Annotated in this window: 20 protein-coding genes and 3 tRNA genes; all 23 read left to right on the top strand. The window is 61.2% G+C overall.

The window, feature by feature from the left end:
• Positions 1 to 101: 101 nt before the first annotated feature.
• Positions 102 to 1532: a 3-isopropylmalate dehydratase large subunit gene (gene leuC, locus ACV8MC_RS23760; protein ID WP_252879794.1), complete on the top strand. Its 1431-nt coding sequence runs from the start codon at positions 102 to 104 to the stop codon at positions 1530 to 1532.
• Between the two features lie 2 nt (positions 1533 to 1534).
• A complete protein-coding gene (leuD, locus tag ACV8MC_RS23755) occupies positions 1535 to 2179 on the top strand; it encodes a 3-isopropylmalate dehydratase small subunit (protein ID WP_256811258.1) in 645 nt (214 codons plus the stop codon).
• 132 nt (positions 2180 to 2311) lie between these two features.
• On the top strand, positions 2312 to 3079 hold the full coding sequence (locus tag ACV8MC_RS23750; RefSeq protein WP_095179493.1) for a class I SAM-dependent methyltransferase: 768 nt from the start codon (positions 2312 to 2314) through the stop codon (positions 3077 to 3079).
• Between the two features lie 55 nt (positions 3080 to 3134).
• Entirely contained in the window at positions 3135 to 4217 is a 1083-nt protein-coding gene (leuB, locus tag ACV8MC_RS23745; protein ID WP_016773933.1) for a 3-isopropylmalate dehydrogenase, read from the top strand.
• 66 nt (positions 4218 to 4283) lie between these two features.
• Entirely contained in the window at positions 4284 to 5396 is a 1113-nt protein-coding gene (gene asd, locus ACV8MC_RS23740) for an aspartate-semialdehyde dehydrogenase (protein WP_016773934.1), read from the top strand.
• Positions 5397 to 5641: 245 nt separating this feature from the next.
• A complete protein-coding gene (locus ACV8MC_RS23735; RefSeq protein WP_095179494.1) occupies positions 5642 to 6652 on the top strand; it encodes an aspartate-semialdehyde dehydrogenase in 1011 nt (336 codons plus the stop codon).
• A gap of 209 nt (positions 6653 to 6861) precedes the next feature.
• A complete protein-coding gene (locus tag ACV8MC_RS23730; RefSeq protein WP_457263738.1) occupies positions 6862 to 9522 on the top strand; it encodes a FimV/HubP family polar landmark protein in 2661 nt (886 codons plus the stop codon).
• Between the two features lie 268 nt (positions 9523 to 9790).
• Entirely contained in the window at positions 9791 to 10615 is an 825-nt protein-coding gene (truA, locus tag ACV8MC_RS23725; protein WP_016773937.1) for a tRNA pseudouridine(38-40) synthase TruA, read from the top strand.
• 64 nt (positions 10616 to 10679) lie between these two features.
• A complete protein-coding gene (locus ACV8MC_RS23720; RefSeq protein WP_457263736.1) occupies positions 10680 to 11312 on the top strand; it encodes a phosphoribosylanthranilate isomerase in 633 nt (210 codons plus the stop codon).
• Positions 11313 to 11510: 198 nt separating this feature from the next.
• Positions 11511 to 12431 (top strand): acetyl-CoA carboxylase, carboxyltransferase subunit beta, encoded by a 921-nt coding sequence (gene accD, locus ACV8MC_RS23715; RefSeq protein ID WP_457263735.1) that lies wholly within the window; start codon positions 11511 to 11513, stop codon positions 12429 to 12431.
• Positions 12428 to 13735: a bifunctional tetrahydrofolate synthase/dihydrofolate synthase gene (gene folC, locus ACV8MC_RS23710; protein WP_310215432.1), complete on the top strand. Its 1308-nt coding sequence runs from the start codon at positions 12428 to 12430 to the stop codon at positions 13733 to 13735. The genes accD and folC overlap by 4 nt, the downstream gene beginning before the upstream one ends.
• Positions 13719 to 14378, top strand: coding sequence for an SPOR domain-containing protein (locus ACV8MC_RS23705; RefSeq protein WP_041478538.1), 660 nt, complete (start codon positions 13719 to 13721; stop codon positions 14376 to 14378). The genes folC and ACV8MC_RS23705 overlap by 17 nt, the downstream gene beginning before the upstream one ends.
• A gap of 98 nt (positions 14379 to 14476) precedes the next feature.
• On the top strand, positions 14477 to 15037 hold the full coding sequence (locus ACV8MC_RS23700) for a CvpA family protein (protein WP_016773942.1): 561 nt from the start codon (positions 14477 to 14479) through the stop codon (positions 15035 to 15037).
• Positions 15038 to 15078: 41 nt separating this feature from the next.
• The gene (purF, locus tag ACV8MC_RS23695; RefSeq protein WP_016773943.1) at positions 15079 to 16584 is read left to right on the top strand and encodes an amidophosphoribosyltransferase; all 1506 of its coding nucleotides are present in this window, start codon (positions 15079 to 15081) and stop codon (positions 16582 to 16584) included.
• Positions 16585 to 16655: 71 nt separating this feature from the next.
• The gene (locus ACV8MC_RS23690; RefSeq protein ID WP_457263733.1) at positions 16656 to 17867 is read left to right on the top strand and encodes an O-succinylhomoserine sulfhydrylase; all 1212 of its coding nucleotides are present in this window, start codon (positions 16656 to 16658) and stop codon (positions 17865 to 17867) included.
• Positions 17864 to 18640: an SDR family oxidoreductase gene (locus tag ACV8MC_RS23685; protein WP_252869128.1), complete on the top strand. Its 777-nt coding sequence runs from the start codon at positions 17864 to 17866 to the stop codon at positions 18638 to 18640. Before ACV8MC_RS23690 ends, ACV8MC_RS23685 begins: the two co-directional genes overlap by 4 nt.
• Before the next feature lie 166 nt (positions 18641 to 18806).
• Positions 18807 to 18882: transfer RNA gene (locus ACV8MC_RS23680), tRNA-Val, on the top strand.
• 55 nt (positions 18883 to 18937) lie between these two features.
• Positions 18938 to 19014: transfer RNA gene (locus tag ACV8MC_RS23675), tRNA-Asp, on the top strand.
• 93 nt (positions 19015 to 19107) lie between these two features.
• Positions 19108 to 19184 (top strand) — tRNA-Asp (locus ACV8MC_RS23670).
• Positions 19185 to 19673: 489 nt separating this feature from the next.
• Entirely contained in the window at positions 19674 to 22505 is a 2832-nt protein-coding gene (locus tag ACV8MC_RS23665; RefSeq protein WP_457263731.1) for a xanthine dehydrogenase family protein molybdopterin-binding subunit, read from the top strand.
• Positions 22498 to 23037 (top strand): (2Fe-2S)-binding protein, encoded by a 540-nt coding sequence (locus ACV8MC_RS23660; RefSeq protein ID WP_016773947.1) that lies wholly within the window; start codon positions 22498 to 22500, stop codon positions 23035 to 23037. Before ACV8MC_RS23665 ends, ACV8MC_RS23660 begins: the two co-directional genes overlap by 8 nt.
• A gap of 2 nt (positions 23038 to 23039) precedes the next feature.
• Positions 23040 to 24275, top strand: a complete 1236-nt coding sequence (locus tag ACV8MC_RS23655) for a c-type cytochrome (protein ID WP_457263729.1) — start codon at positions 23040 to 23042, stop codon at positions 24273 to 24275.
• A 1-nt stretch (position 24276) separates the two neighbouring features.
• Positions 24277 to 25248 carry an XdhC family protein gene (locus ACV8MC_RS23650; protein WP_457263728.1) on the top strand — a complete coding sequence of 324 codons (972 nt, stop codon included), beginning with the start codon at positions 24277 to 24279 and terminating at the stop codon, positions 25246 to 25248.
• Positions 25249 to 25308 lie beyond the last annotated feature (60 nt).

Below are 25308 nucleotides of genomic sequence, written 5' to 3'. Positions count from 1 at the left end.
GAATTTGAGTTATTTAATCTAACCCCATAGGATCGGCCTCACAAGCCAAAGGGTTATTGATGAGCCCAGGGCATAGAAACAAGCTGATGAGGAACCGTCTGATGGCCGGCAAAACGCTCTACGACAAGCTCTGGGATTCGCATTTGGTCAAGCAGCGCGACGATGGCTCGGCGCTGATCTACATCGATCGTCACATCATCCACGAAGTGACTTCGCCGCAAGCCTTCGAAGGCTTGCGTCTGGCCGGGCGCAAGCCTTGGCGCATCGATGCCAACATCGCGACCCCGGACCACAACGTACCGACCACTCCGGAGCGCAAGGGCGGCATCGAAGCCATTGCCGACCAGGTTTCGCGTTTGCAGGTGCAGACCCTCGACGACAACTGCGATGAATACGGCATCGTCGAATTCAAGATGAACGACGTGCGTCAGGGCATCGTTCACGTGATCAGCCCGGAGCAGGGCGCGACCTTGCCGGGCATGACCGTGGTCTGCGGTGACTCGCACACTTCGACCCACGGCGCATTCGGGGCATTGGCCCACGGTATCGGTACATCTGAGGTCGAGCACGTGCTCGCCACCCAGTGCCTGGTCGCCAAAAAAATGCAAAACATGCTGGTGCGCGTCGAAGGCCAATTGCCGTTCGGCGTGACCGCCAAGGACATCGTCCTTGCGGTGATCGGCAAGATCGGCACCGCCGGCGGTAACGGCCACGCCATCGAATTTGCCGGCAGCGCGATCCGCGATCTGTCCGTCGAAGGCCGCATGACCATCTGCAACATGTCCATCGAAGCCGGCGCCCGCGTGGGCCTGGTGGCGGCAGATCAGAAGACCATCGACTACGTCAAAGGTCGTCCATTCGCGCCGAAGGGCGAGCAGTGGGACATGGCCGTCGAAGCCTGGAAAGACTTGGTCTCCGACGCCGATGCCAAATTCGACACCGTGGTCGAGTTGGACGCCGCGCAGATCAAGCCGCAAGTCAGCTGGGGCACTTCGCCTGAGATGGTTTTGGCTGTTGATCAGAACGTGCCGGACCCGGCCAAGGAAATGGATCTGGTCAAACGTGACTCGATCGTTCGCGCCTTGAAATACATGGGTCTGACCGCCAATCAGGCGATCACCGACATTCAGCTTGATCGCGTATTCATCGGTTCCTGCACCAACTCGCGCATCGAAGACTTGCGCGCCGCTGCGGTCATCGCCAAGGGCCGCAAGGTCGCCTCGACCATCAAGCAGGCAATCGTCGTGCCGGGCTCGGGTCTGGTCAAGGCGCAGGCTGAAGCCGAGGGGCTGGACAAGATTTTCCTCGAGGCCGGTTTCGAATGGCGCGAGCCGGGTTGCTCGATGTGCCTGGCGATGAACCCGGACCGTTTGGAGTCCGGCGAGCATTGCGCCTCGACTTCCAACCGTAACTTCGAAGGCCGTCAGGGCGCCGGTGGCCGTACCCACCTGGTCAGCCCGGCCATGGCGGCGGCAGCAGCGGTGAACGGCCGTTTCATCGACGTTCGTGAATTGATCCAAGGAGCACAGTAAAGATGAAGGCATTTACTCAGCACACTGGTCTTGTCGCGCCTCTGGATCGTGCCAACGTCGACACCGATCAGATCATTCCCAAGCAGTTCTTGAAGTCGATCAAGCGCACCGGTTTTGGTCCGAACCTGTTCGACGAGTGGCGTTATCTGGATGTCGGCCAGCCGTACCAGGACAACTCCAAGCGCCCGCTGAACAAGGATTTCATCCTCAACGCCGAGCGTTATCAGGGTGCCAGCGTATTGCTCGCCCGCGAGAACTTCGGCTGCGGCTCGAGCCGTGAACACGCGCCGTGGGCGCTGGAAGAGTACGGTTTCCGCAGCATCATCGCGCCGAGTTACGCCGACATCTTCTTCAACAACAGTTTCAAGAACGGCCTGCTGCCGATCATTCTCAGCGATGCAGAAGTTGATGAACTGTTTAAGCAGGTTGAAGCCGAGCCGGGTTATCAATTGCAGATCGACTTGCAAGCGCAGACCGTGACCCGCCCGGATGGCAAGGTGTACAGCTTCGAGATCGATGCGTTCCGCAAGCACTGCCTGCTCAATGGTCTGGACGATATCGGCCTGACCTTGCAGGACGGCGATGCGATCGCGACGTTCGAGGCCAAGCATCGGGTTAGCCAGCCGTGGTTGTTTCGCGACGCGTGATTCGAGATTGATGTAGTCAGGGCTGGCCCCTTCGCGAGCAGGCTCGCTCCCACCTTGGAATGCATTCCCCTGTGGGAGCGAGCCTGCTCGCGAAGACGGCAGCGCAAACAACATAGATACCAGGATGTGCCCATGACCAGCACCGCCCAACACACTCAGGTCGTACAAAAGCAATTCGGTGAACAGGCCGCCGCTTACCTGAGCAGCGCGGTTCACGCTCAAGGCACCGAATTCGCATTGCTACAGGCTGAGCTGGCCGGGCAGGGCGAGGCTCGTTTGCTGGACTTGGGTTGCGGCGCAGGCCATGTCAGTTTCCATGTCGCTCCATTGGTCAAGGAGGTGGTGGCTTACGACTTGTCGCAGCAAATGCTTGATGTGGTTGCCGGCGCTGCCGTCGATCGCGGCTTGAGCAATATCATTACCGTCAACGGTGCTGCCGAGCGCTTGCCGTTCGCCGATGGCGAGTTCGATTTTGTGTTTAGCCGGTACTCGGCGCATCACTGGAGCGACCTCGGTCTCGCCTTGCGCGAAGTGCGCCGGGTGCTGAAGCCGGGCGGGGTGGCGGCTTTCGTTGACGTGTTGTCACCGGGCAGTGCGTTGTTCGACACTTACCTGCAAAGCGTCGAAGTGCTGCGCGACACCAGCCATGTCCGCGACTACTCCGCCGCCGAGTGGCTGCGCCAGGTCAGCGAGGCTGGTCTGCATGTGCGCAGTACCACCCGGCAGCGCCTGCGTCTGGAGTACAGCAGCTGGGTCGAGCGCATGCGCACACCTGACGTGATGCGCGCGGCGATCCGCCAGTTGCAGCAGTCGATGGGCAACGAAGTGCGTGAGTATTTTGAGATAGATGCCGACGGCTCGTTCAGTACCGATGTGATCGTACTGATGGCCGAGCGATAGGAATTTTTCCCGGCGCGCCGTTCACTGGCGCACCGCTTGAAGACACGAGGAAAGCATGAGCAAGCAGATTCTGATTCTCCCGGGTGACGGTATTGGTCCGGAAATCATGGCCGAAGCGGTCAAGGTGCTGGAATTGGCCAATGACAAGTACAGCCTGGGCTTCGAGCTGAGCCACGACGTGATCGGCGGCGCGGCCATCGACAAGCATGGCGTGCCGCTGGCCGACGAAACCCTTGATCGCGCCCGCGCTGCCGACGCCGTGCTTCTGGGCGCGGTCGGTGGCCCGAAATGGGACACCATCGAGCGTGACATCCGCCCTGAGCGCGGTCTGCTGAAAATCCGCGCGCAACTGGGCCTGTTCGGCAACCTGCGCCCGGCGATCCTCTATCCGCAACTGGCCGACGCGTCGAGCCTGAAACCGGAAATCGTTGCCGGTCTGGACATCCTCATTGTCCGTGAGCTGACCGGCGGCATTTACTTCGGCGCGCCGCGTGGCACCCGTACGCTGGACAACGGCGAGCGTCAGTCCTACGACACGCTGCCGTACAGCGAAAGCGAAATCCGCCGCATCGCCCGTGTCGGTTTCGACATGGCCATGGTTCGTGGCAAGAAGCTCTGCTCGGTGGACAAGGCCAACGTCCTGGCATCCAGCCAGTTGTGGCGCGAAGTGGTCGAGCAAGTGGCCAAGGATTACCCGGAAGTCGAACTGAGCCACATGTACGTCGACAACGCCGCCATGCAGTTGGTGCGCGCACCCAAGCAGTTCGACGTGATCGTCACCGACAACATGTTCGGCGACATCCTCTCCGACGAAGCGTCGATGCTCACCGGCTCGATCGGCATGCTGCCGTCGGCCTCGCTGGATTCCAACAACAAGGGCATGTACGAGCCTTGCCACGGTTCGGCCCCGGACATTGCCGGTAAAGGCATTGCCAACCCGCTGGCGACGATCCTGTCGGTATCGATGATGCTGCGTTACAGCTTCAATCTGCACGACGCTGCCGATGCCATCGAAAAAGCTGTCAGCGTCGTGCTCGATCAGGGCTTGCGCACCGGCGACATCCACTCGGCCGGTTGTACCAAAGTCGGTACGCAGGAAATGGGCGACGCAGTAGTCGCCGCGCTGCGGAATCTGTAATCTCTCGGGCCCGCTGCGAAATTCAATACAAAGCAGCGGCCCACTTTTCAAGAAGGTGTAGTTGCGATGAAACGTGTAGGTCTGATCGGTTGGCGCGGGATGGTCGGTTCCGTGCTCATGCAGCGGATGCTGGAAGAGCAGGATTTCGATCTTATCGAGCCGGTGTTTTTCACCACGTCCAATGTCGGTGGCCAAGGCCCGTCCGTGGGCAAGGACATTGCTCCGCTCAAGGACGCTTACAGCATTGACGAGCTGAAGACCCTCGACGTGATCCTGACCTGCCAAGGCGGCGACTACACCAGCGAAGTATTCCCGAAGCTGCGTGAAGCCGGCTGGCAGGGTTACTGGATCGACGCGGCGTCGAGCCTGCGCATGAACGATGACGCGGTGATCATTCTCGACCCGGTCAACCGCAAGGTCATCGACCAGCAGCTGGACGCGGGTACCAAGAACTACATCGGCGGCAACTGCACCGTCAGCCTGATGCTGATGGGCCTGGGCGGTCTGTTCGAGGCCGGTCTGGTCGAGTGGATGAGCGCCATGACCTATCAGGCGGCCTCCGGTGCCGGCGCGCAGAACATGCGTGAACTGATCAAGCAGATGGGCGCGACCCACGCCGCTGTCGCCGATCAACTGGCCGATCCGGCCAGCGCGATCCTCGACATCGACCGTCGCGTGGCCGAAGCCATGCGCAGCGACGCGTACCCGACCGAAAACTTCGGCGTACCGCTGGCCGGCAGCCTGATCCCATGGATCGACAAGGAACTGCCGAACGGCCAGAGCCGCGAAGAGTGGAAGGCCCAGGCCGAGACCAACAAGATTCTCGGTCGCTTCAAGAGCCCGATCCCGGTCGACGGCATCTGCGTGCGCATCGGCGCCATGCGCTGCCACAGCCAGGCGCTGACCATCAAGCTGAACAAAGACGTACCGATCGCCGATATCGAAGGGCTGATCAGCCAGCACAACCCTTGGGTCAAGCTGGTACCGAACAACCGCGAGATCAGCATGCAGGAGCTGAGCCCGACCAAGGTCACCGGCACCCTGAATGTACCGGTCGGTCGTCTGCGCAAGCTGAACATGGGTTCGCAATTCGTCGGCGCCTTCACCGTCGGCGACCAACTGCTGTGGGGCGCGGCCGAACCGCTGCGCCGCATGCTGCGGATCCTGCTGGAGCGTTGATCGCTTGAAGCATTGAAGAAGCCCGTGCCTTGTGAGAGGTGCGGGTTTTTTTATGCCAAGGATTTCTCCGGTGTCTGTACTGCCTTTTTCGCGAGCAGGCTCGCTCCCACATTGAAATGCGGTCCCTGTGGGAGCGAGCCTGCTCGCGAAAGGGCCGGTCCAGCCGCCGCAAATCCTGCAGAAATTGCCTGCGCGCCACCCACCCGGTAAAGTGCCGCTCCCCCCGTTTTGCCAGAGGTAGCTCCATGACCCAGACTTTCGATATCGCCGTTATCGGCGCCACCGGTACTGTCGGCGAAACCCTCGTACAGATTCTCGAAGAACGCGACTTCCCGGTCGGCAACCTGCACCTGCTGGCCAGCAGTGAATCGGCCGGCAGCTCGGTGCTTTTCCGCAACAAAAACGTACGCGTGCGCGAGGTCGACGAGTTCGATTTCAGCAAGGTCAGACTGGTGTTCTTCGCCGCCGGCGCTGCGGTGTCGCTGAGCTACGCCGCTCGCGCCCATGCTGCCGGTTGCTCGTTGATCGACTTGTCCGGCGCCTTGCCCGCCGATCAGGCGCCACAAGTGGTGCCCGAGGCCAATGCCGATATTCTCGCCAGTCTGAAAAGCCCGTTCCAGGTCAGCAGCCCAAGCCCGTCTGCTACGACGCTTGCGGTGGTGCTGGCGCCGCTGCTCGATCTGCTCGATCTGCAATACGTCAACGTCACCGCCAATCTGGCCGTTTCGGCGCAAGGCCGCGAGGCGGTCACCGAGCTCGCGCGGCAGACCGCCGAGCTGCTCAACATGCGTCCGCTGGAACCGACGTTCTTCGACCGGCAGATGGCCTTCAACCTGCTGGCACAAGTCGGTACGCCTGATGCGCAGGGCCACACGCTGCTGGAAAAACGATTGGTTCGAGAGCTGCGCCAGGTTCTGGCAAAACCTTTATTGAAGATTTCTGCCACTTGCGTTCAAGCCCCGGTGTTTTTTGGCGATAGCTTTAGCGTGACCTTGCAGTCAGGCAGCGCTGTTGACTTGGAAAAGGTCAACGCAGCGCTTGAGGCTGCACCGGGCATCGAGCTGGTCGAGGCCGGTGATTATCCGACCGCGGTCGGCGATGCGGTGGGGCAGGACGTGGTCTACGTAGGCCGCGTGCGGACGGGCGTCGACGACCCGGCGGAACTAAATCTTTGGCTGACGTCAGATAACGTACGCAAAGGCGCGGCGCTCAACGCCGTGCAACTGGCTGAGTTGTTGATAAAAGACCTGCTGTAAAAGATACTTGGCAACAATTTGTCGACTGATTCTAGGTGAGCGCTATGCTTGCCCGAAGCGCGTCGATGACGAGTCACCCTCCGGGACTTTCCGGGGCAGCACCGAAATGATCGCGCGCGGCGACCCCCGTCGTCGCGCGCAATGCCTTACGGCAGCGGTATTCAAAAGCTTCTCGCTGGCCGAGGAACGTTCAAACAAAGGATGAGGCTATGGTTCAAGTTCGCAAACTGGTGTTAGCAATAGCGGCCGCCTCGGCGCTGTCCTCCGGTATGGCGCATGCCCTCGGGCTCGGGGAGCTGACCCTGAAGTCGACCCTGAACCAGCCGTTGGTGGCTGAAATCGAGCTGCTCGACGTCAAGGATCTCACCGCTGCCGAAGTGGTGCCGAGCCTGGCTTCCCCTGAAGATTTCGCCAAGGCCGGCGTCGACCGTCAGGCTTTTCTCAATGACCTGACGTTCACCCCGGTACTCAACGCCAACGGCAAAAGCGTGTTGCGCGTGACCTCGAGCCAACCGCTGTCGGAACCGATGGTGAAGTTCCTTGTGCAGGTGATGTGGCCCAATGGCCGCTTGTTGCGTGATTACAGCGTGCTGCTCGATCCGTCGAAGTTCTCGCCGCAGACCGCAGACGCCGCCGCGCAACCGGCGCCGTCGCAGACCATCACCGCGCCAACCACTGGCGCCACCCATCGCAATCAATACACCACCACGCCGCGCGATACCCTGTGGGAAATCGCCGCGAAGGCGCGCAACGGCGGCTCGGTGCAGCAGACCATGCTGGCGATTCAGGCGCTCAATCCGAATGCCTTTATCGACGGCAACATCAACCGTCTGAAAACCGGCCAGGTGCTGCGTCTGCCGGACCCGGTACAAAGCACAGCGCTGCCGCAGTCGGCTGCCATTGCTGAAGTGGCGGCGCAGAACGAAGCCTGGCGTCAGGGCCGTCGTTATGTAGGCAAGCCTGGCACCGGTCAGCAGCAGCTGGATGCGACCAATCGTGGCCGTGGCAATACCGGTGCAGCGGCCAACACCCAGGACAATCTGAGCCTGGTCTCGGCGGAAAGCGCCAAGCCCGGTGCGAAAGGCCCGGCCGGCGACGCCAAGGCGCTGAGCAACAAACTGGCAATCACTCAGGAAAACCTCGACACGACCCGTCGTGACAACGAGGAACTGAAAAGCCGCATGGCTGATCTGCAGAGCCAGCTGGACAAGCTGCAAAAGCTCATCGAGCTGAAGAACAATCAACTGGCGAAGATGCAAGCCGACGGCGCCGGCGCTGCGCCTGGCGCCACTGCTGCTGTGCCGCCGGTGCCGGCGATCACTGCCGAACTGGCGGCGACCCCGCCAGCCACTCCGGCCGACGCCGCAGCGGCTTCACCGACTCCAGAGTCAGCCATCGCGCCGCCAGCGGAAACCCCGGTTGAGCCAGTCGTCGAGCCGGTGGTCGAAACTACGCCGCCTGCTGCCGCCGATGACGACAAAGCCTTCAATGAACTGCTGACCAATCCGATCCTGCTCGGCCTGATCGGCGGCGGTGCGGTGGTTCTGCTGCTTCTGCTGTTGCTGCTGGCACGTCGCCGCAAAGCCCAGCAGGAAGCCGAAAAGCACCTGCGCATGGCCCGCGCTCTGGCTGAAGAGCAAGAGTTCTCCGCTGAGCAGGATCTGCCGGAAAGCAGCTTCTCCGGCCTGGAAACCCCGGCAGCCAGCGTCAAGCTCAACACGCCAGCTCCGGCACCTGCGCCAGCCCCTGCACCGGTCGTCACTCCGGTGGTGATGGCTGCGCCGATTGCCGCACCACTGGTGGCCCCGGCCGGCGAACGCTCTGATGATGTGCTCGACAAAGCGCAATCGCACATCAATGCCGGCCGCCTTAATCAGGCCGCTGCGCTGCTGGAAGAGGGCGTCAGCCTTGAGCCGGAACGCAGCGATCTGCGCCTGAAGCTGATGGAAGTCTACGGTCAGCAGGGCGACCGCGATGCGTTCGTTGCGCAAGAGCGTCAACTGGTGGCCAATGGCGATAACTTCGCCAAGGTCGAAGCGCTGAAAAGCCGCTTCCCAGCCATGGCTGTGGTCGCTGCCGGTGGGCTGGCAGCTGCCGCCGTCGCTGCCGAACTGGACGCGCAGTACGTCAAGGAATTGCTGCAAGACGAGCCGCAAGCGCCCGAGGCTGCCGCTGACGATCTCGACACCGCGTTCGATTTGAGCCTGGACGACCTCGACAACATCACCCCGGTCGATCCTGCGCCAGCGGTCGAGCCAGAAGCGCCTGTCGAGCTAGACGCGTTTCCGGCCGAAGACGATCTGAGCTTCGCTTCGGTGCTGCAAGAGCAGACCGAGATGAAAGACAATCTCGACGATCTGTCGGACTTCGATCTGGACATGGATCTGGGCGCCGAACCATCGCCGGCCACGTTGGCTGAAGATGACTTCCTGCTGGATCTGGACGACGGCGTGAAGGACTTGCCACCGGTCGAGACGCCGGTAGTTGCTGACGTGCCGCAGGACGACCTGGAGCTGCCAGCCGATTTCGACCTGTCGCTGGCCGACGAAATGGACACCAACCCAGCCGCCGAGCCGGATGCTTTCGCGGCCGAGCTCGACGACGTCAATGCCGAGCTGGATCGCCTGTCGCAAAGCATGGCCGAGCCGAGCTTCACCGAAGCGGACGCAGCGTTGGGTGATGACCTGGGTGAAGATGATTTCGACTTCCTCGCCGGCACCGACGAAGCAGCGACCAAACTCGATCTGGCCCAGGCTTACATCGACATGGGCGACGCTGACGGTGCGCGTGACATCCTCAACGAAGTGTTGACCGAGGGTGACGAGAAGCAGCGGGGCGAGGCCAAGGACATGCTTTCCAACCTGGTGTAAGTTCAGCGGTAAACAATAAGCGGCAGCCCGGTGGGGCTGCCGTTTTTGTTTGTGCCGGATTCGGCGGTGTTTGATCGATTGCTTTCGCGAGCAGGCTCGCTCCCACAGGGGGGGGCGCATTGCAAATGTGGGAGCGAGCCTGCTCGCGAAGGGGGCGGTACTGCCGATAGAGAACTCTGGCATCCCCGGCCCACCGCCTTATAATGCCCGCCTTTGCAAATCAGCAGGCTGTCCCACCTTGGCAAACATAGATAACCCGGTCGCCGAAATGGCGCCCGACGGCTTTTACCGCGTCGCGCTGGGCGTTGAGTACAAAGGCTCGCGCTACAGCGGCTGGCAACGGCAGCTGACCGGAGTGGCGACGGTGCAGGAAGAGCTTGAAAAAGCCCTGTCGAAAGTCGCCAATTCGCCGGTTTCCCTGCAATGCGCCGGGCGTACCGATGCCGGCGTGCATGCCTGCGGCCAAGTGGTGCACTTTGATACCCAGGTTGATCGCTCGCTGAAAGCCTGGGTCATGGGCGCCAACATCAATCTGCCCCATGACATCAGCGTCAGCTGGGCCAGGGTCATGCCGGCGCATTTTCATGCGCGCTTCAAAGCCATTGCCCGGCGTTATCGCTATGTGATCTACAACGATCAGATCCGCCCGGCGCACCTCAATGAAGAAATCACCTGGAATCACCGTCCGCTCGACGCCGAGCGCATGGCCGAGGCCGCGCAGTACCTGATCGGTACCCACGATTTCAGCGCGTTCCGGGCCGGTCAGTGCCAGGCAAAGTCGCCGATCAAGAAGATGCATCACCTGCGCGTGACCCGTCACGGCAAGATGATCGTGCTCGACATTCGTGCCAACGCGTTCCTGCATCACATGGTGCGCAATATCGCTGGTGTGCTGATGACCATCGGTGCCGGTGAGCGTCCGGTGGAGTGGATGAAGGAAGTGCTGGAAAGTCGCGAGCGTCGCTCCGGCGGGGTCACGGCGCATCCCTACGGGTTGTATCTGGTGCAGGTCGAGTACCACGACGAATTTCCGTTGCCCGAGCGCTTTATCGGGCCACATTTCCTTACGGGTTTCTCCGAACTTGACGGCTGACGCCCTCGAACGCTTTTGTTACCATCAGGGACGTTTTCGGATTTTGCCTTGAGGTTTTCCTGACATGTCAGCCGTTCGCAGCAAGATCTGCGGCATTACCCGCATCGAAGATGCGCTGGCCGCCGTCGAAGCCGGTGCCGACGCGATCGGCCTGGTGTTTTACGCCAAGAGTCCGCGAGCGGTGAACGTGCAGCAGGCGCGGGCGATCATCAAGGCGCTGCCGCCGTTCGTTACCACCGTGGGGCTGTTCGTCAATGCCAGCCGTTGCGAGCTCGGAGAAATCCTCGATGCGGTGCCGCTGGATCTGCTGCAGTTCCATGGCGACGAAAGTGCGGAGGAGTGTGAAGGCTGGCATCGTCCGTACATCAAAGCGCTGCGGGTCAAGGCGGGTGATGACATTGCTGCTGCCTGCGATGCCTTTCCCGGCGCCAGTGGCGTACTGCTCGACACCTATGTCGAAGGGGTGCCCGGTGGAACCGGCGAGGCGTTTGACTGGTCACTGATTCCGCAACACTTTAGCAAACCGCTGATTCTGGCCGGCGGCCTGACGCCGGAGAACGTTGCCGACGCGGTAGCACGGGTCAAGCCCTACGCGGTGGATGTCAGCGGCGGGGTAGAAGCGAGCAAAGGCATCAAGGATCACCACAAGATTCGCGCATTCATCAACGCGGTGCGCGGCAATACATCGTCGATGTGACGGCTGGCAGTCTGCCGCCGTCCATCAATGCACTTGCACAAAGCAGGCGCGGCTGAGGGTTGCTGAATCGTCGCAGGTCATGTTCCGCGCTGACCGCCACTGTTCGGCAACCATCGCCACACACATGAATTTAGCTCAAGGGCATACGCGGGGCTGCGAACCAGAGCGTTCGGGCCGCCGGTACTGGAGAAAGAAAGCATGAGCAACTGGTTAGTAGACAAACTGATCCCTTCGATCATGCGCTCGGAGGTCAAGAAGAGCTCGGTGCCTGAAGGTCTGTGGCACAAATGCCCATCCTGCGAGGCGGTGTTGTACCGTCCGGAGCTGGAAAAGACCCTGGACGTTTGCCCCAAGTGCAACCACCACATGCGCATCGGCGCACGTGCGCGCATCGACATCTTCCTCGATCCGGAAGGCCGCAACGAACTGGGCGCTGACCTGGAGCCGGTTGACCGTCTGAAATTCCGCGACGGCAAGAAGTACAAGGACCGCCTGGTCGCTGCGCAGAAGCAGACCGGCGAAAAAGACGCGCTGATCTCGGTCAGCGGTACCCTACTGGGCATGCCGGTAGCGGTTTCGGCATTCGAATTCAACTTCATGGGCGGTTCCATGGGCGCCATCGTCGGTGAGCGCTTCGTGCGCGCTGCCAACTACGCACTGGAAAACCGCTGCCCGATGATCTGCTTCGCCGCCTCCGGTGGTGCACGCATGCAGGAAGCGCTGATCTCGCTGATGCAGATGGCCAAGACTTCGGCCGTGCTTGCGCGTCTGCGTGAAGAAGGCATTCCGTTCATCTCCGTACTGACCGACCCGGTCTACGGCGGCGTTTCCGCCAGTCTGGCGATGCTTGGCGACGTCATCGTCGGCGAACCGAAAGCCCTGATCGGCTTCGCCGGCCCGCGTGTGATCGAGCAGACCGTCCGCGAGAAACTGCCGGAAGGCTTCCAGCGCAGCGAATTCCTGCTGGAGCACGGCGCGATCGACATGATCATCCACCGTCAGGAACTGCGTCCGCGTCTGGGTAACCTGCTGGCACAGATGACCGGCAAGCCGACGCCGAAGTTCGTCGCCGCGCCGATCGAACCGATCGTGGTGCCGCCGGTGCCTGCCAACGTATGACCCAGCGCACCCTTGGTGAATGGCTCGCCTACCTTGAGCAGTTGCATCCGTCGGCCATCGACATGGGCCTGGAGCGTTCGCAACAGGTAGCGTCCCGCATGGGGCTGGGCCAGCCGGCGCCTCGGGTGATCACGGTCACCGGCACCAACGGCAAGGGCTCGACCTGCGCGTTCGTGGCTTCATTGCTGCGTGCGCAGGGCCTGAGCGTTGGTGTCTACAATTCTCCGCACCTGCTGCGTTACAACGAGCGGGTGCAGCTCGACGGCGTCGAAGCCACTGACGCGCAGCTCTGCGAAGCCTTTGCTGCGGTCGAGGCGGGCCGCGGCGAGACTTCCCTGACTTACTTCGAAATGGGCACTCTGGCAGCGTTCTGGCTGTTCCAGCAGGCGGCGCTTGACGCTGTGGTGCTTGAAGTCGGGTTGGGCGGGCGTCTGGATACCGTCAATGTAGTCGATGCCGATATTGCGCTGGTCACCAGCATTGGCGTCGATCACGCCGATTATCTGGGCGATACCCGCGAATCCGTGGCCTTCGAGAAGGCCGGAATTTTCCGCCAGGGCAAGCCTGCTCTGTGTGGCGACCTGAATCCTCCGCAACCACTGCTCGACAAGGCGCACGAACTGGCTTGCCCGTTCTTCCTGCGTGGACGCGATTTCGATCTCGGCATCACTGACCAGCACTGGCAATGGCGCGGCACCGATGCCCTGGGCCAAGTGGTCGAGTTGCGCGACTTGCCGCTGCTCGATCTGCCGATGGAAAACGCCGCGCTAGCGTTGCAGGCCTATCTGCTGACAGGTTTGCCGTGGAATGCCGAACAGATTGTCGCGGCGTTGCAGGCGACGCGCGTGGTCGGACGCCTCGATCGTCGTTCGTTCGAATGGAACGGCAAGCGCCTGAACATGTTGCTGGATGTTGGTCACAATCCTCATGCCGCTGAATATCTCGCTCGGCGTCTGGCTGCGCGGCCCCCGGCGGGCAAGCGCCTGGCGGTATTCGGCCTGCTGGCGGACAAGGATCTGGATGGTGTTGTTGGCGAATTGAATGCTAGTGTCGCGCATTGGGCTGTCGCGCCGCTGGATTCGCCGCGCGCGCGTCCGGTGGCTGAACTTGAGGCAGCGCTGCAGAACCTTGGTGCTTCAGTAACGTCCTATGCCAGCGTTGCGGCCGCTCTGGAAGGGCAGTGCGCTATAGCAACCAGCGACGACGAGATTCTGTTGTTCGGATCATTTTATTGTGTCGCCGAGGCCCTTGAATGGCTGGCCCGGCGCTCCACGGAGGAAGCGGCAAATGGCTTTGCTGGATAAAGCGTACAAGCAGCGCATGGTTGGCGCGCTGGTGCTGGTGGCGCTGGCGGTGATCTTCCTGCCGATGCTGTTTTCCCGCCAGGACGAGCAGCGTCAGGTGACCGTCGAGGCCCCGGCTGCGCCTCAGCCTTCGGCCATGCCGCAGGTGCAAATTGACCCGGTGGCTGTGCCCGAGCCGCAAGCCTTGCCGCAAGAGCCTGTGCCGACTGACGAAGAAGTCGCTGAAGAAGCGGTGCCTGCGGCCCCGGCTGCACCGGCTGCGCCAGCACCGACCATCCCTGCGCAGATAGCCCGTCCGGCAACGCCGCCACCGGTGGCCAAGCCGATTCCGGCGCCGGCTCAGCCGATCACATCCGCAACCAGCAAGCCTGACACCACGCAGAGCCGCGTCGATGCCAACGGTCTGTCGGTGAGCTGGTCGGTGCAACTGGCCAGTCTGTCGAGCCGCGCCAGCGCCGAGAGCCTGCAGAAGAACCTGCGCAGCCAGGGTTATAACGCCTACATTCGTTCTGCCGATGGCAAGAATCGGGTGTTCGTCGGTCCGCTGATCGAGCGTGCCGAAGCCGATCGTCTGCGTGATCTGCTGAGTCGTCAGCAGAACCTCAAGGGCTTCGTTGTCCGTTTTCAGCCTGAACGTGGCTGAAATCTATCACCTCGATTGAAAAGCACTGACAATCGCAGCTTACCGACAGCCATGCGCTCTGCTAAAATGCGCCGCCTTATCCGTCTGTAGGCTGCACTGTGCCATTTACCTGGGTTGACTGGGCGATCGTTGCAATCATCGCCATCTCCGCTTTGATCAGTCTGAGCCGCGGCTTCGTAAAGGAAGCTTTATCGCTGCTGACCTGGATCATCGCAGGAGCGGTTGCCTGGATGTTTGGTGGCTCACTGTCCGAGTACCTCGCCGGATACATCGAAACCCCATCGGCTCGCGTGATCGCGGGCTGTGCCATCATGTTTGTCGCCACACTGATCGTGGGCGCAATGATCAATTATCTTATCGGCGAGTTGGTTCGCGTCACCGGGTTGTCCGGGACCGATCGATTCCTCGGCATGGCCTTCGGCGCAGCGCGTGGCGTGTTGCTGGTGGTCGTGGCGGTCGGGCTGTTGAGCCTGGGGCCGGTACAGCAGGACGGGTGGTGGAAAGAATCACAGCTCGTGCCCAAGTTTCTATTGGTCGCCGACTGGTCCAAAAACCTGATACTCGGGTGGAGCAGTCAGTGGCTTGCCAGCGGAATCAGCGTACCCGCTGAGATTCCGTTCAAGGAGCAGCTCTTGCCGACGGCGAAAACGCCTCAGTGAGTGCTGTTCAGTTCAGATCCATTAAGTAGGGGTTGCGTCGCATGTGTGGCATCGTCGGTATCGTCGGTAAGTCGAACGTCAATCAGGCGCTGTATGACGCGCTAACCGTGCTCCAGCACCGCGGCCAGGACGCTGCCGGTATCGTGACCAGCCATGATGGCCGGTTGTTCCTGCGCAAGGATAATGGCCTGGTGCGTGACGTGTTCCAGCAGCGTCACATGCAGCGTCTGGTCGGCCACATGGGTATCGGCCACGTCCGTTACCCGACTGCCGGCAGCTCGACGTCGGCCGAAGCCCAGCCGTTCTACGTCAACTCGCCGTACGGCATCACACTGGCGCATAACGGTAACCTGACCAACGTTGAACAGTTGGCCAAAGAGATTTACGAATCCGATCTGCGTCACGTCAACACCAGTTCCGATTCGGAAGTGCTGCTCAACGTATTCGCCCACGAGCTGGCCCAGCGCGGCAAGCTGCAGCCGACCGAAGAAGACGTGTTCGCCGCCGTGACCGACGTGCACAACCGTTGCGTTGGTGGTTACGCCGTTGTGGCGATGGTCACCGGTTACGGCATCGTCGGTTTCCGCGATCCGCACGGCATCCGCCCGATCGTGTTTGGCCAGCGACACACCGACGAAGGCGTCGAGTACATGATCGCCTCGGAAAGCGTTTCGCTGGACGTGCTCGGTTTTACCCTGATTCGCGACCTGGCCCCGGGTGAAGCGGTCTACATCACTGAAGACGGCAAGCTGCACACCCGTCAGTGCGCAACCAACCCGTCGCTGACCCCGTGCATTTTCGAACACGTCTACCTGGCGCGTCCGGACTCGATCATCGACGGCGTGTCGGTTTACAAGGCGCGTCTGCGCATGGGCGAGAAGCTTGCCGAGAAGATCCTGCGCGAGCGCCCTGAGCACGATATCGACGTGGTCATCCCGATTCCGGACACCAGCCGTACCGCAGCGCTGGAGCTGGCCAATCACCTGGGCGTGAAATTCCGCGAAGGTTTCGTCAAGAACCGTTACATCGGTCGCACCTTCATCATGCCGGGCCAGGCTGCGCGCAAGAAGTCGGTACGCCAGAAGCTCAATGCCATCGAGCTGGAATTCCGTGGCAAGAACGTCATGCTGGTCGATGACTCGATCGTGCGCGGCACCACCTGCAAGCAGATCATCCAGATGGCCCGCGAAGCTGGCGCGAAAAACGTCTACTTCTGCTCGGCGGCACCTGCGGTGCGCTTCCCGAACGTGTACGGTATCGACATGCCGAGCGCCCACGAACTGATCGCGCACAACCGTTCGACTCAGGACGTGGCCGACCTGATCGGTGCAGACTGGCTGATCTATCAGGACCTGCCTGACTTGATCGAAGCGGTCGGCGGCGGCAAGATCAAGATCGAGCACTTCGATTGCGCAGTGTTCGACGGCAAGTACGTGACCGGTGACGTCGACGAGGCTTACCTGAACAAGATCGAGCAGGCGCGCAACGATGCCTCGAAGGTCAAGACCCAGGCAGTCAGTGCGATCATCGATCTGTACAACAACTGAGTTTCCACCGGCCCTGAGGGGCCGGTTTTGTATCTGATATTTATTGTTCGAGAACAGCAAGGAGAGACAGCATGAGTCAGGAATGGGATGCCGGTCGGCTGGACAGCGACCTCGAAGACGTAGCGTTCGATACCCTGGCCGTCCGTGCCGGTCAGCACCGCACGCCGGAAGGCGAACACGGTGACCCGATGTTCTTCACCTCCAGTTACGTGTTCCGCACCGCTGCCGATGCAGCGGCGCGCTTTGCCGGCGAAGTGCCCGGCAACGTCTATTCGCGCTACACCAACCCGACCGTGCGCGCGTTCGAAGAACGCATTGCCGCGCTGGAGGGCGCCGAGCAAGCCGTCGCCACGGCAACCGGCATGGCCGCGATCATGGCGGTGGTGATGAGCCTGTGCAGTGCTGGCGATCATGTGCTGGTGTCGCGCAGCGTGTTCGGCTCGACCATCAGCCTCTTCGAGAAATACTTCAAACGCTTCGGCGTCGAAGTCGATTACGTCCCGCTGGCCGATCTGTCGGCCTGGAACGCGGCGATCAAGTCCAACACCAAACTGCTTTTTGTCGAGTCGCCGTCCAACCCGTTGGCCGAGCTGGTGGATATCGCCGCGCTGGCAGAAATCGCGCATGCCAAGGGCGCGCAGCTGGTGGTCGACAACTGCTTCTGCACCCCGGCGTTGCAGCAGCCGCTGAAGCTCGGCGCGGACATTGTCGTGCACTCGGCGACCAAGTTCATCGACGGTCAGGGTCGCTGCATGGGCGGCGTTGTCGCCGGTCGCGGTGAACAGATGAAAGAAGTGGTGGGTTTCCTGCGGACCGCCGGGCCGACCCTCAGCCCGTTCAATGCGTGGATCTTCCTCAAAGGCCTCGAGACCCTCAACCTGCGCATGAAAGCGCATTGCGCCAACGCTCAGGCGCTGGCCGAATGGCTGGAGCAGCAGGACGGCATCGAGAAGGTCCATTACGCCGGTCTGAAGAGCCATCCGCAGCACGAGTTGGCCCAGCGCCAGCAGAAGGGTTTTGGTGCGGTGGTGAGCTTCGAGGTCAAGGGCGGCAAAGAAGGCGCCTGGCGCTTTATCGATGCTACTCGGTTGATTTCGATCACCGCCAACCTCGGCGACAGCAAAACCACGATCACCCATCCAAGCACCACCTCCCACGGCCGTCTGGCGCCCCAGGAGCGTGAAGCGGCGGGGATTCGCGACAGCCTTATTCGCGTCGCGGTTGGTCTGGAAGATGTGGCTGACCTGCAGGCTGACCTGGCGCGCGGTCTGGCGGCATTGTGATCGAGTTGTCCACACCGGCGGCCAATACCCATGGCCGCGTGGCGCTGGTCACCGGCGCTGCACGCGGTATCGGCCTCGGAATTGCCGCCTGGCTGATCAGCGAAGGCTGGCAAGTGGTGCTGACCGATCTCGATCGGGCGCGTGGTTCGAAAGTGGCGAAGGTGCTCGGCGAGAATGCCTGGTTCATCGCCATGGACGTCGCCGAGGAAAATCAGGTCGCACTGGGCGTGGCCGAGGTGCTGGGACAGTTTGGTCGCCTTGATGCGCTTGTCTGCAACGCGGCGGTGGCAGATCCGCACAACATCACTCTGGAAAGCCTCGATCTGGCGTACTGGAATCGGGTGCTGGCGGTGAATCTGAGCGGGCCGATGTTGCTGGCCAAGCACTGTGCGCCTTATCTGCGTGCGCACAACGGTTCGATCGTCAATCTGGCCTCGACCCGTGCGCGACAGTCGGAGGCGGACTCCGAGGCGTATGCGGCGAGCAAGGGGGGGCTGTTGGCGCTGACCCATGCGCTGGCAATCAGCCTTGGGCCGGAAATCCGCGTGAATGCGGTCAGTCCGGGCTGGATCGATACTCGTGATCCCTCTGTGCGTCGCGCCGAACCGTTGGCCGATGCCGATCACGCCCAGCATCCGGCGGGCAGGGTGGGGACGGTCGAAGACGTGGCGGCGATGGTGGCGTGGTTGCTGTCGCGCAATGCGGGATTTGTCACCGGGCAGGAATTCGTCGTCGATGGCGGCATGACCAAGAAGATGATCTACACGGAATAACAAGCGAAGCCGCGTCCTGTGGGAGCGAGCCTGCTGGCGAATGCGGTCCATCGGTCGATGGCTTCTTCAGGAATGAAGCAATTTCGTCTTTTTCAGAAAAACTCCAATCCTGCTATTGACTTAGCTTCGCCACCTGCGTAAATTTCGCGGCCTCGGAGATGCAAACGGGTGATTAGCTCAGCTGGGAGAGCGTCTGCCTTACAAGCAGAATGTCGGCGGTTCGATCCCGTCATCACCCACCACTCCCGAGAAGCTTGCGCAAGCAAGAGAGTAGGCTGAAAGTGCCTGCACCGACGCGCAGCGGTAGTTCAGTCGGTTAGAATACCGGCCTGTCACGCCGGGGGTCGCGGGTTCGAGTCCCGTCCGCTGCGCCATATTTTACGAGTCAGATTCATCTGGTTCGCGATTGCAAGGCACCGAAGCCGGCAATCAAAACGAGTTACTTGAGCGCAAGCTCAAAGCGATACGCAGCGGTAGTTCAGTCGGTTAGAATACCGGCCTGTCACGCCGGGGGTCGCGGGTTCGAGTCCCGTCCGCTGCGCCATATCTGTTTCAAGGACCACTGAACGCCTTGAAGCGCCGACATAAGCCATTGGCTGAATCGGATCGATAGCAAAGACCCTGGTCGAAAGACCGGGGTTTTTTGTGTCTGAAATTTGGTTATTCCTCTTCCTCTCTCCTTAAGTCCATGCGAATCCCTGTGGGAGCGAGCCTGCTCGCGAAAGCGCCGGCACGTTCAAAATCTGTATTGCCTGGAAAAACTTTTTCGCGAGCAGGCTCGCTCCCACATAGGCACGCTCTGTTATCTCGGCAGATCGGATGCGGTGCTACGTCGCATTGATTTTTTGATTATTTAGTCAGGTTTTTGTAACTGGTTGTTTGCTGTGGGCGCAGAAACCTTTAAAGTTAACCTTTCGGTCAGCTTTGCACTGTCAACACAGCTCTTTGCTTCGCCAGAAAGAGCTTCTGCACGACTCGAGATCCCCAGTAGATAACCACAAGGGCGGACCTATAACCGCCCAGAGGATGATCCATGTCCAACCGTGAAATATCCCGGCGCTCGTTCCTCCAGGGCGGGCTGGTGGCGGGTGTGAGCGTTACGCTTACGCCGCTCAGCAGTCAGGCGCTGGCTGCCTTGATGGAAAACAGCGTCACCGTGCCCTCCGAGAAATGGCTCGGCAATAACGGCAAGGCCCGTCAACGCAACGATGCCTTGTCCAAGGTCTGCGGCAGCAAGGTGTTTGCCCGCGACATCCGCGCCAAGGACATGCCTGGCTGGCCTGAGCAACAAGGCCACGCCATGCTGCTGAAAACCATCAAGGCCGACCATATCTACGCAGGCTACGACCTGTCGTGGCTCGGCGCCGATCTGCAACCGGACCGCATCGTCACCGCTGCCGATCTGGACAAGGACGGTATCGTCTTCCCCGAAGAGCACGCGCCTGATCCATTGCTGCCGGAAGGTAAAGTGCCGATGTTCATCGGTCACCCGGTGGCGATCCTGATCTGGAACGATTTCGAGCGTTTCCGTCAGGCCAAGAATCAACTCAAATTCAATGACAAGGCGATTCGTTACGGCGCCAAAGTGCCGTTCTACGAAGGCGATCCCTACGGCAGCTTCCGCTATGTGCGCGTCGGTGGCGCGACCTCGGCGGATGAAGACGAGTTCGCCAGCCTCAAGGATTCGATTCTGTTCCCGATGCTGAAGAACCGCCGTCCAGTGTGGAATGCATCGCCGAACCTGCATGGCAACCTCACCGAGCGCGGTCTGTTCTACGCCGACCGCATGAAGCAGGAGATCGACACGCCGCCAGACAACTGGCTGGTGTTCGATGAGCGCTACAAGACGCCGTCGATCGAACCGGCCGCCCTTGAGCCGGACAACGGCAACGGCTGGTACGACCCGAAAACCAAAACCCTGCATTTCGTCGTGGCGACGCAGTGCCCGCTGGAAGTCGCGACCGAGACTGCGAAGATGATCGGGCCGTCGCGTTTCGGCCTGGCCAACCTGAACATGCACCCGGGCTACACCGTCGGGTATGGCTCCAAAGACCACAACATTTTTGTCTACTACGCAGCCCTGGCCGCGCTGTACGGCGCCGGTGTGCCGGTGCGTCTGGCCAACGACCGCTATGAGCAATTCCAGAGCGGTATCAAGCGTCACCCGTTCGACATCCGCTACCAGTTGGCCGTGGACAAGAACGACTACACCTTCAAGATTTTCCGTGCAGAAATGAGCGTCGACGGCGGCGGTCGGGTCAACTACAGCCCATCGGTGGCGGCGGTTGGCGCCACCGCAGCGCAGTCGATCTACTACATGCCGCAGAACGACCTGCAAGTCACCGCGTATCACTCGCGCGCGGTCGAGGCGGGTTCGATGCGCGGTTACGGCACCCTGCAAAGCATGGCGGCGACCGAAATGATGGTCGACGAGATCGCCAATCGTCTGGGTGTCGACGCCATCGATTTGCGCCGCAGGAATGCCCTGCGTTCCGGTATGAAAAATACCCAGGGCGCAATCCCGGCCGGTGCATTGCGCCTGCACGAAATTCTCGACAAGGCCTCGGTGCACGAAGTCTGGAAAAACCGCGACACGATCAAGCAACAACGTGAAGCGGCAGACCCGGATAACTGGTACGGCGTCGGTTTCGCCATTTGCCAGAAAGACTTCGGTACCGGCTCCGAAGCACCGATGGCCAGCATCGAATTCACCGCTGACGGGCGCATCACCCTGCGCCATATCGGTATCGAAATCGGCACCGGCATGTCCACTTCGCAAGCCTTGGTCGTCGCCGATTTCCTCGGCAGCCCGGCGCATGATGTGAAGACCGGAGAAACCGAGTGGCAGGAAATGCAGCTGATCACCAGCGGCAACCCGTACATCATGAGTCAGGCCGAACAGGACAATCTGCTGCGTAATCCGCGCTGGGTCGGCAAGCTGGCGTCGGCGTCTTCGGCGACCAACTCCGCCTATTACTTCAGCCATGCAACCCGTGAGGCCGCGCGCGTGCTGTTCAACCATGGTTTGTGGCCGGCGGCGCTGGAGATATGGCGTCAGGGGCCGTACGGCGGCCAGGCCAACCCTTACGTGGTGCGTCGCGAAGATGCGCATTGGGTCGACGGCAAGCTGACCGCCAACGGCATGCAGCCGCTGAGTTTCGAAGAGCTGGCCAAGCGCGCCCACGAACGCGGGCTGGTGACGGGCGCCACGGTGCACGGTTTCAACCGTTGGAGCTGGGCCGAAGCCGAATACAGCATCGACGGCGTGCGCGAGCGCTTGCCGCTCGACGGTCTGGCGGTGAAATACGGCGATGGCGCGCCACAAGCGAAGAAAGCGCAGATGAACAGCGCCGGCTTCCACTTGCTTGATCGGCAGAACGTCAACTACCCGGTAGTGCAGTTGAACAACGCTGCCGTGACCTATTACAGCCCGGTCGCCACGTTGGTCGAGCTGAAGGTCAACAAAGGCTCGGCGGAGGTTCAGGTGCTCAACCACCATTCTTGGATCGAGTGCGGGCGCGTGTTGGTTGAAGAGTTGGTCAAGGGCCAGCTCGAAGGCGGTATCGCCATGGGTATTGGTCATGCGCTGATGGAAGAAATGCCGTTGTACGAAGGCGGGCCGGGGGAGGGTGACTGGAACTTCAACCGTTATCGTCTGCCGATGGCCCGTCACGTTGCCGTGTGGAAGCAGACTGCGGAGATTCTGCCGCCGCTGTCGCCGAGCGATCCGTCCAAGGGCATCGCCGAAGTGGTGATGATCCCGATTGTCGGTGCCATCGGTAACGCCGTGGCGCATGCCATCGGCAAACGTGTTCGCGACCTGCCCATCACTGCTGCGCGCATCAAGGAGGCCCTCAATGGCTAACCGTCCGCTTCAACTGACCCTCAATGGTCAATCCGTCGGCCCGGTGGACATCCCTGATGACCTGCCGATGATCGACTACCTGCACGAATACAAAAACCTCACCGGCTCGCGGCTGGGCTGCGGTCAGGGGATCTGCCACGCCTGCGTGGTGATCGTCGATAACCCCGACGGTACCAGCGAAGAAGTGCGCACCTGCATCACCGGCGCGCACTACTTCGAGGGCAAGAAAGTCCGCACCATCGAAGGCCACGCCACTCGCGACGAGCAGGGCCAGGTCACCGAGCTCAATCCGATTCAGCAGCGCTTTGTCGACGAGTTCGCCTTCCAGTGCAGCTACTGCGCGCCAGGCTTCGTCAACGCCGCGACGGTGTTGGTCGAGAAGCTGCAGCGCCAGCCGATTGTCAAAAGTCAGCTGGAACAGGTGATCGAGGACAGCCTTGGCCATCACGTCTGCCGCTGCACCGGTTACGTGCGTTATTACAACGCCACGCGCAACGTGCTGACCGATCTCGGCCTGGTCAAGGAGGGTTGAGCATGAAGCGTTTACTGACCCGCCTGACTTTTGCGGTCGGACTGGCTGCGCCGCTTTTGGCGGTCCACGCCGATGAACAGGTCAAGCGCGGCGAATACCTCGCTCGCGCTGCCGACTGCATGGCCTGCCACACCGCGCCGGGTGGCGCGCCCTATGCTGGCGGCCTGCCGATCGTGTCGCCGTTCGGCACGATCTACGGCACCAACATCACCCCGAGCAAAGAGCACGGCATCGGTCTGTACAACGATGACGAGTTCTTCGCTGCGCTGACCGAAGGCAAACGGCGCGACGGTGCGAATCTGTATCCGGCGATGCCGTACACTTCTTATCACCTGATGCCGCGCGCCGATTCCGATGCGATTCACGCGTATCTGAAAACCATCGAGCCGATCGAACGCGCCGCGCCGGTGACCAGCCTGAGCTTTCCGTTCAACGTGCGTCTGGGCCTGACAGGCTGGAACATGCTCTACGGCAAAGACGTCAAGCTGGAGCCGGCCGAAGGCAAAAGTGCGGCGTGGAAGCGCGGCCAGTATATGGTCGACGTCCTCGGCCACTGCGGTGAATGCCACACGCCACGTGGCCTGCCGGGTGCGATGCAAATGGACAAGCGCATGACCGGCGGCATCCTCAATGGTTATCTGGCGCCGAGCCTGCTGGCTACCGACCTCGCCGCGCGCGGCTGGAATCAGCAGGATCTGAGCACGTTTCTGAAGCATGGCATGAGCGCGCAAGGAACGATGTTCAACGAAATGTTCCCGGTGTTTCACAACAGCACTCAAGGTCTGAGCGATGCTGATCTGGCGGCAATGGCGACGTTCCTGCTTGGCGAGCAACCGCCACCAGCCAAAGAGCTCGTCGAAGTACCGCTGGACAAGCTCAGCCCGAGTGCCCAGCGCGGCCGTCAGGAATATCTGAACGTCTGCGCCGGTTGTCACGCGGTTGGCGGTGAAGGCAAACCGCACATTGCAGTGGCCATGCGTGGCAACACGACGTTGCGTCTGGAAGATCCGCGCAACCTGTTGCGAGTGATCGATGACGGCATCGGCGAACAGAAGTTCTCCGGGTTCGAGCACATGCAGCCGATGCCGGGTTTTGCTGAAAAGCTCAGTCCTGAGCAATTGACCGATCTGCTCAACTACCTGCGTCAAGGTTGGGGCGGACAGAGCGCTGAACTGGCAGTGAGCGAAGTGCAGAAGCTGCAAGCCGACGCGCCGAGCGTCGAGCACAAGGCCCACTGATATGCAGCATCTCGATCTGCAAGTGGTGCGTCGGGCGCTGGAATGGTCGGTGGCCGGGCAGCGAATCTGGCTGTGCACGGTGCTTACCACTTACGGCTCGGCACCGCGCGCGCCGGGTTCGCTGCTCGCGGTGAACGAAGGCGGGCAGTGGATCGGTTCGCTGTCGGGCGGTTGCGTTGAGGAGGATTTTCTTCAGCGCGTTGCCGAAGGTGCGTTTCTCGAAGCGGTAAGCGTCGTGCGTTACGGCGAAGGCGATGATCCGCGCTCGCGGGTCAGTCTGCCTTGCGGCGGCATTCTTGATGTGCTGGTTGAGAAACTTGACGCCGACTGCGCGGTGCAGGCGCACCTGCGTGAACTGGAATCGGCGCTGCTGGGGCAGCGTCGTCTGCTTCGCGAAGTTGATCTGGCCAGCGGTGCGCGCACTCTTTTCGCTGACCGCGAGCAGGGTGCGCGGATCGAGCGTGAGATTGATCGGGTGCGCATTCGTATCGGTGCAGCACAGCGCTTGTTGCTCGCCGGCTACTCCAGTGTGGCGCAGGCCTGTGCCGAGTTCGCGGTAGGACTTGGCTTCGAAGTGATTCTCTGCGATCCGCGCGACGAGGTGCTGGAAGGTGTGGTGCTCAATGGCGTGGAAATTCGTCGACAGTTGCCTTCGGTGTTTATTGCCGACGGTGGTTGTCATCGCGATACGGCGGTAGTGGCGTTGACCCACGATCCGCGTATCGATGATCTGGCGATGATGGAGGCGGTGCGCACCAAGGCGTTTTACATCGGTGTGATGGGATCGCTGCAGACGTCGCAAAAACGCTTTGAGCGCTTACGTCGCATTGGTGGTTTGAGCGAGGCGGAGCTGGCGCGGATTCATGCGCCGATCGGCCTCAACCTCGGCAGCAAGACCCCGGCGGAAATTGCGCTGGCGGTGCTGGCGGATATCCTGCGGATTCGCAGCGGGATCGCTCGGGATCAGCTCTGATCCTAAGCCTTGCTGAATCTACTGTGGCGAGGGGATTTATCCCCGTTGGACTGCGTAGCA

The organism is Pseudomonas sp. PK-RTE-24 (genome assembly GCF_054052265.1).
The sequence above is the reverse complement of the archived record's forward strand: the minus strand, read 5'-3'. Positions and strand labels throughout refer to the sequence as shown.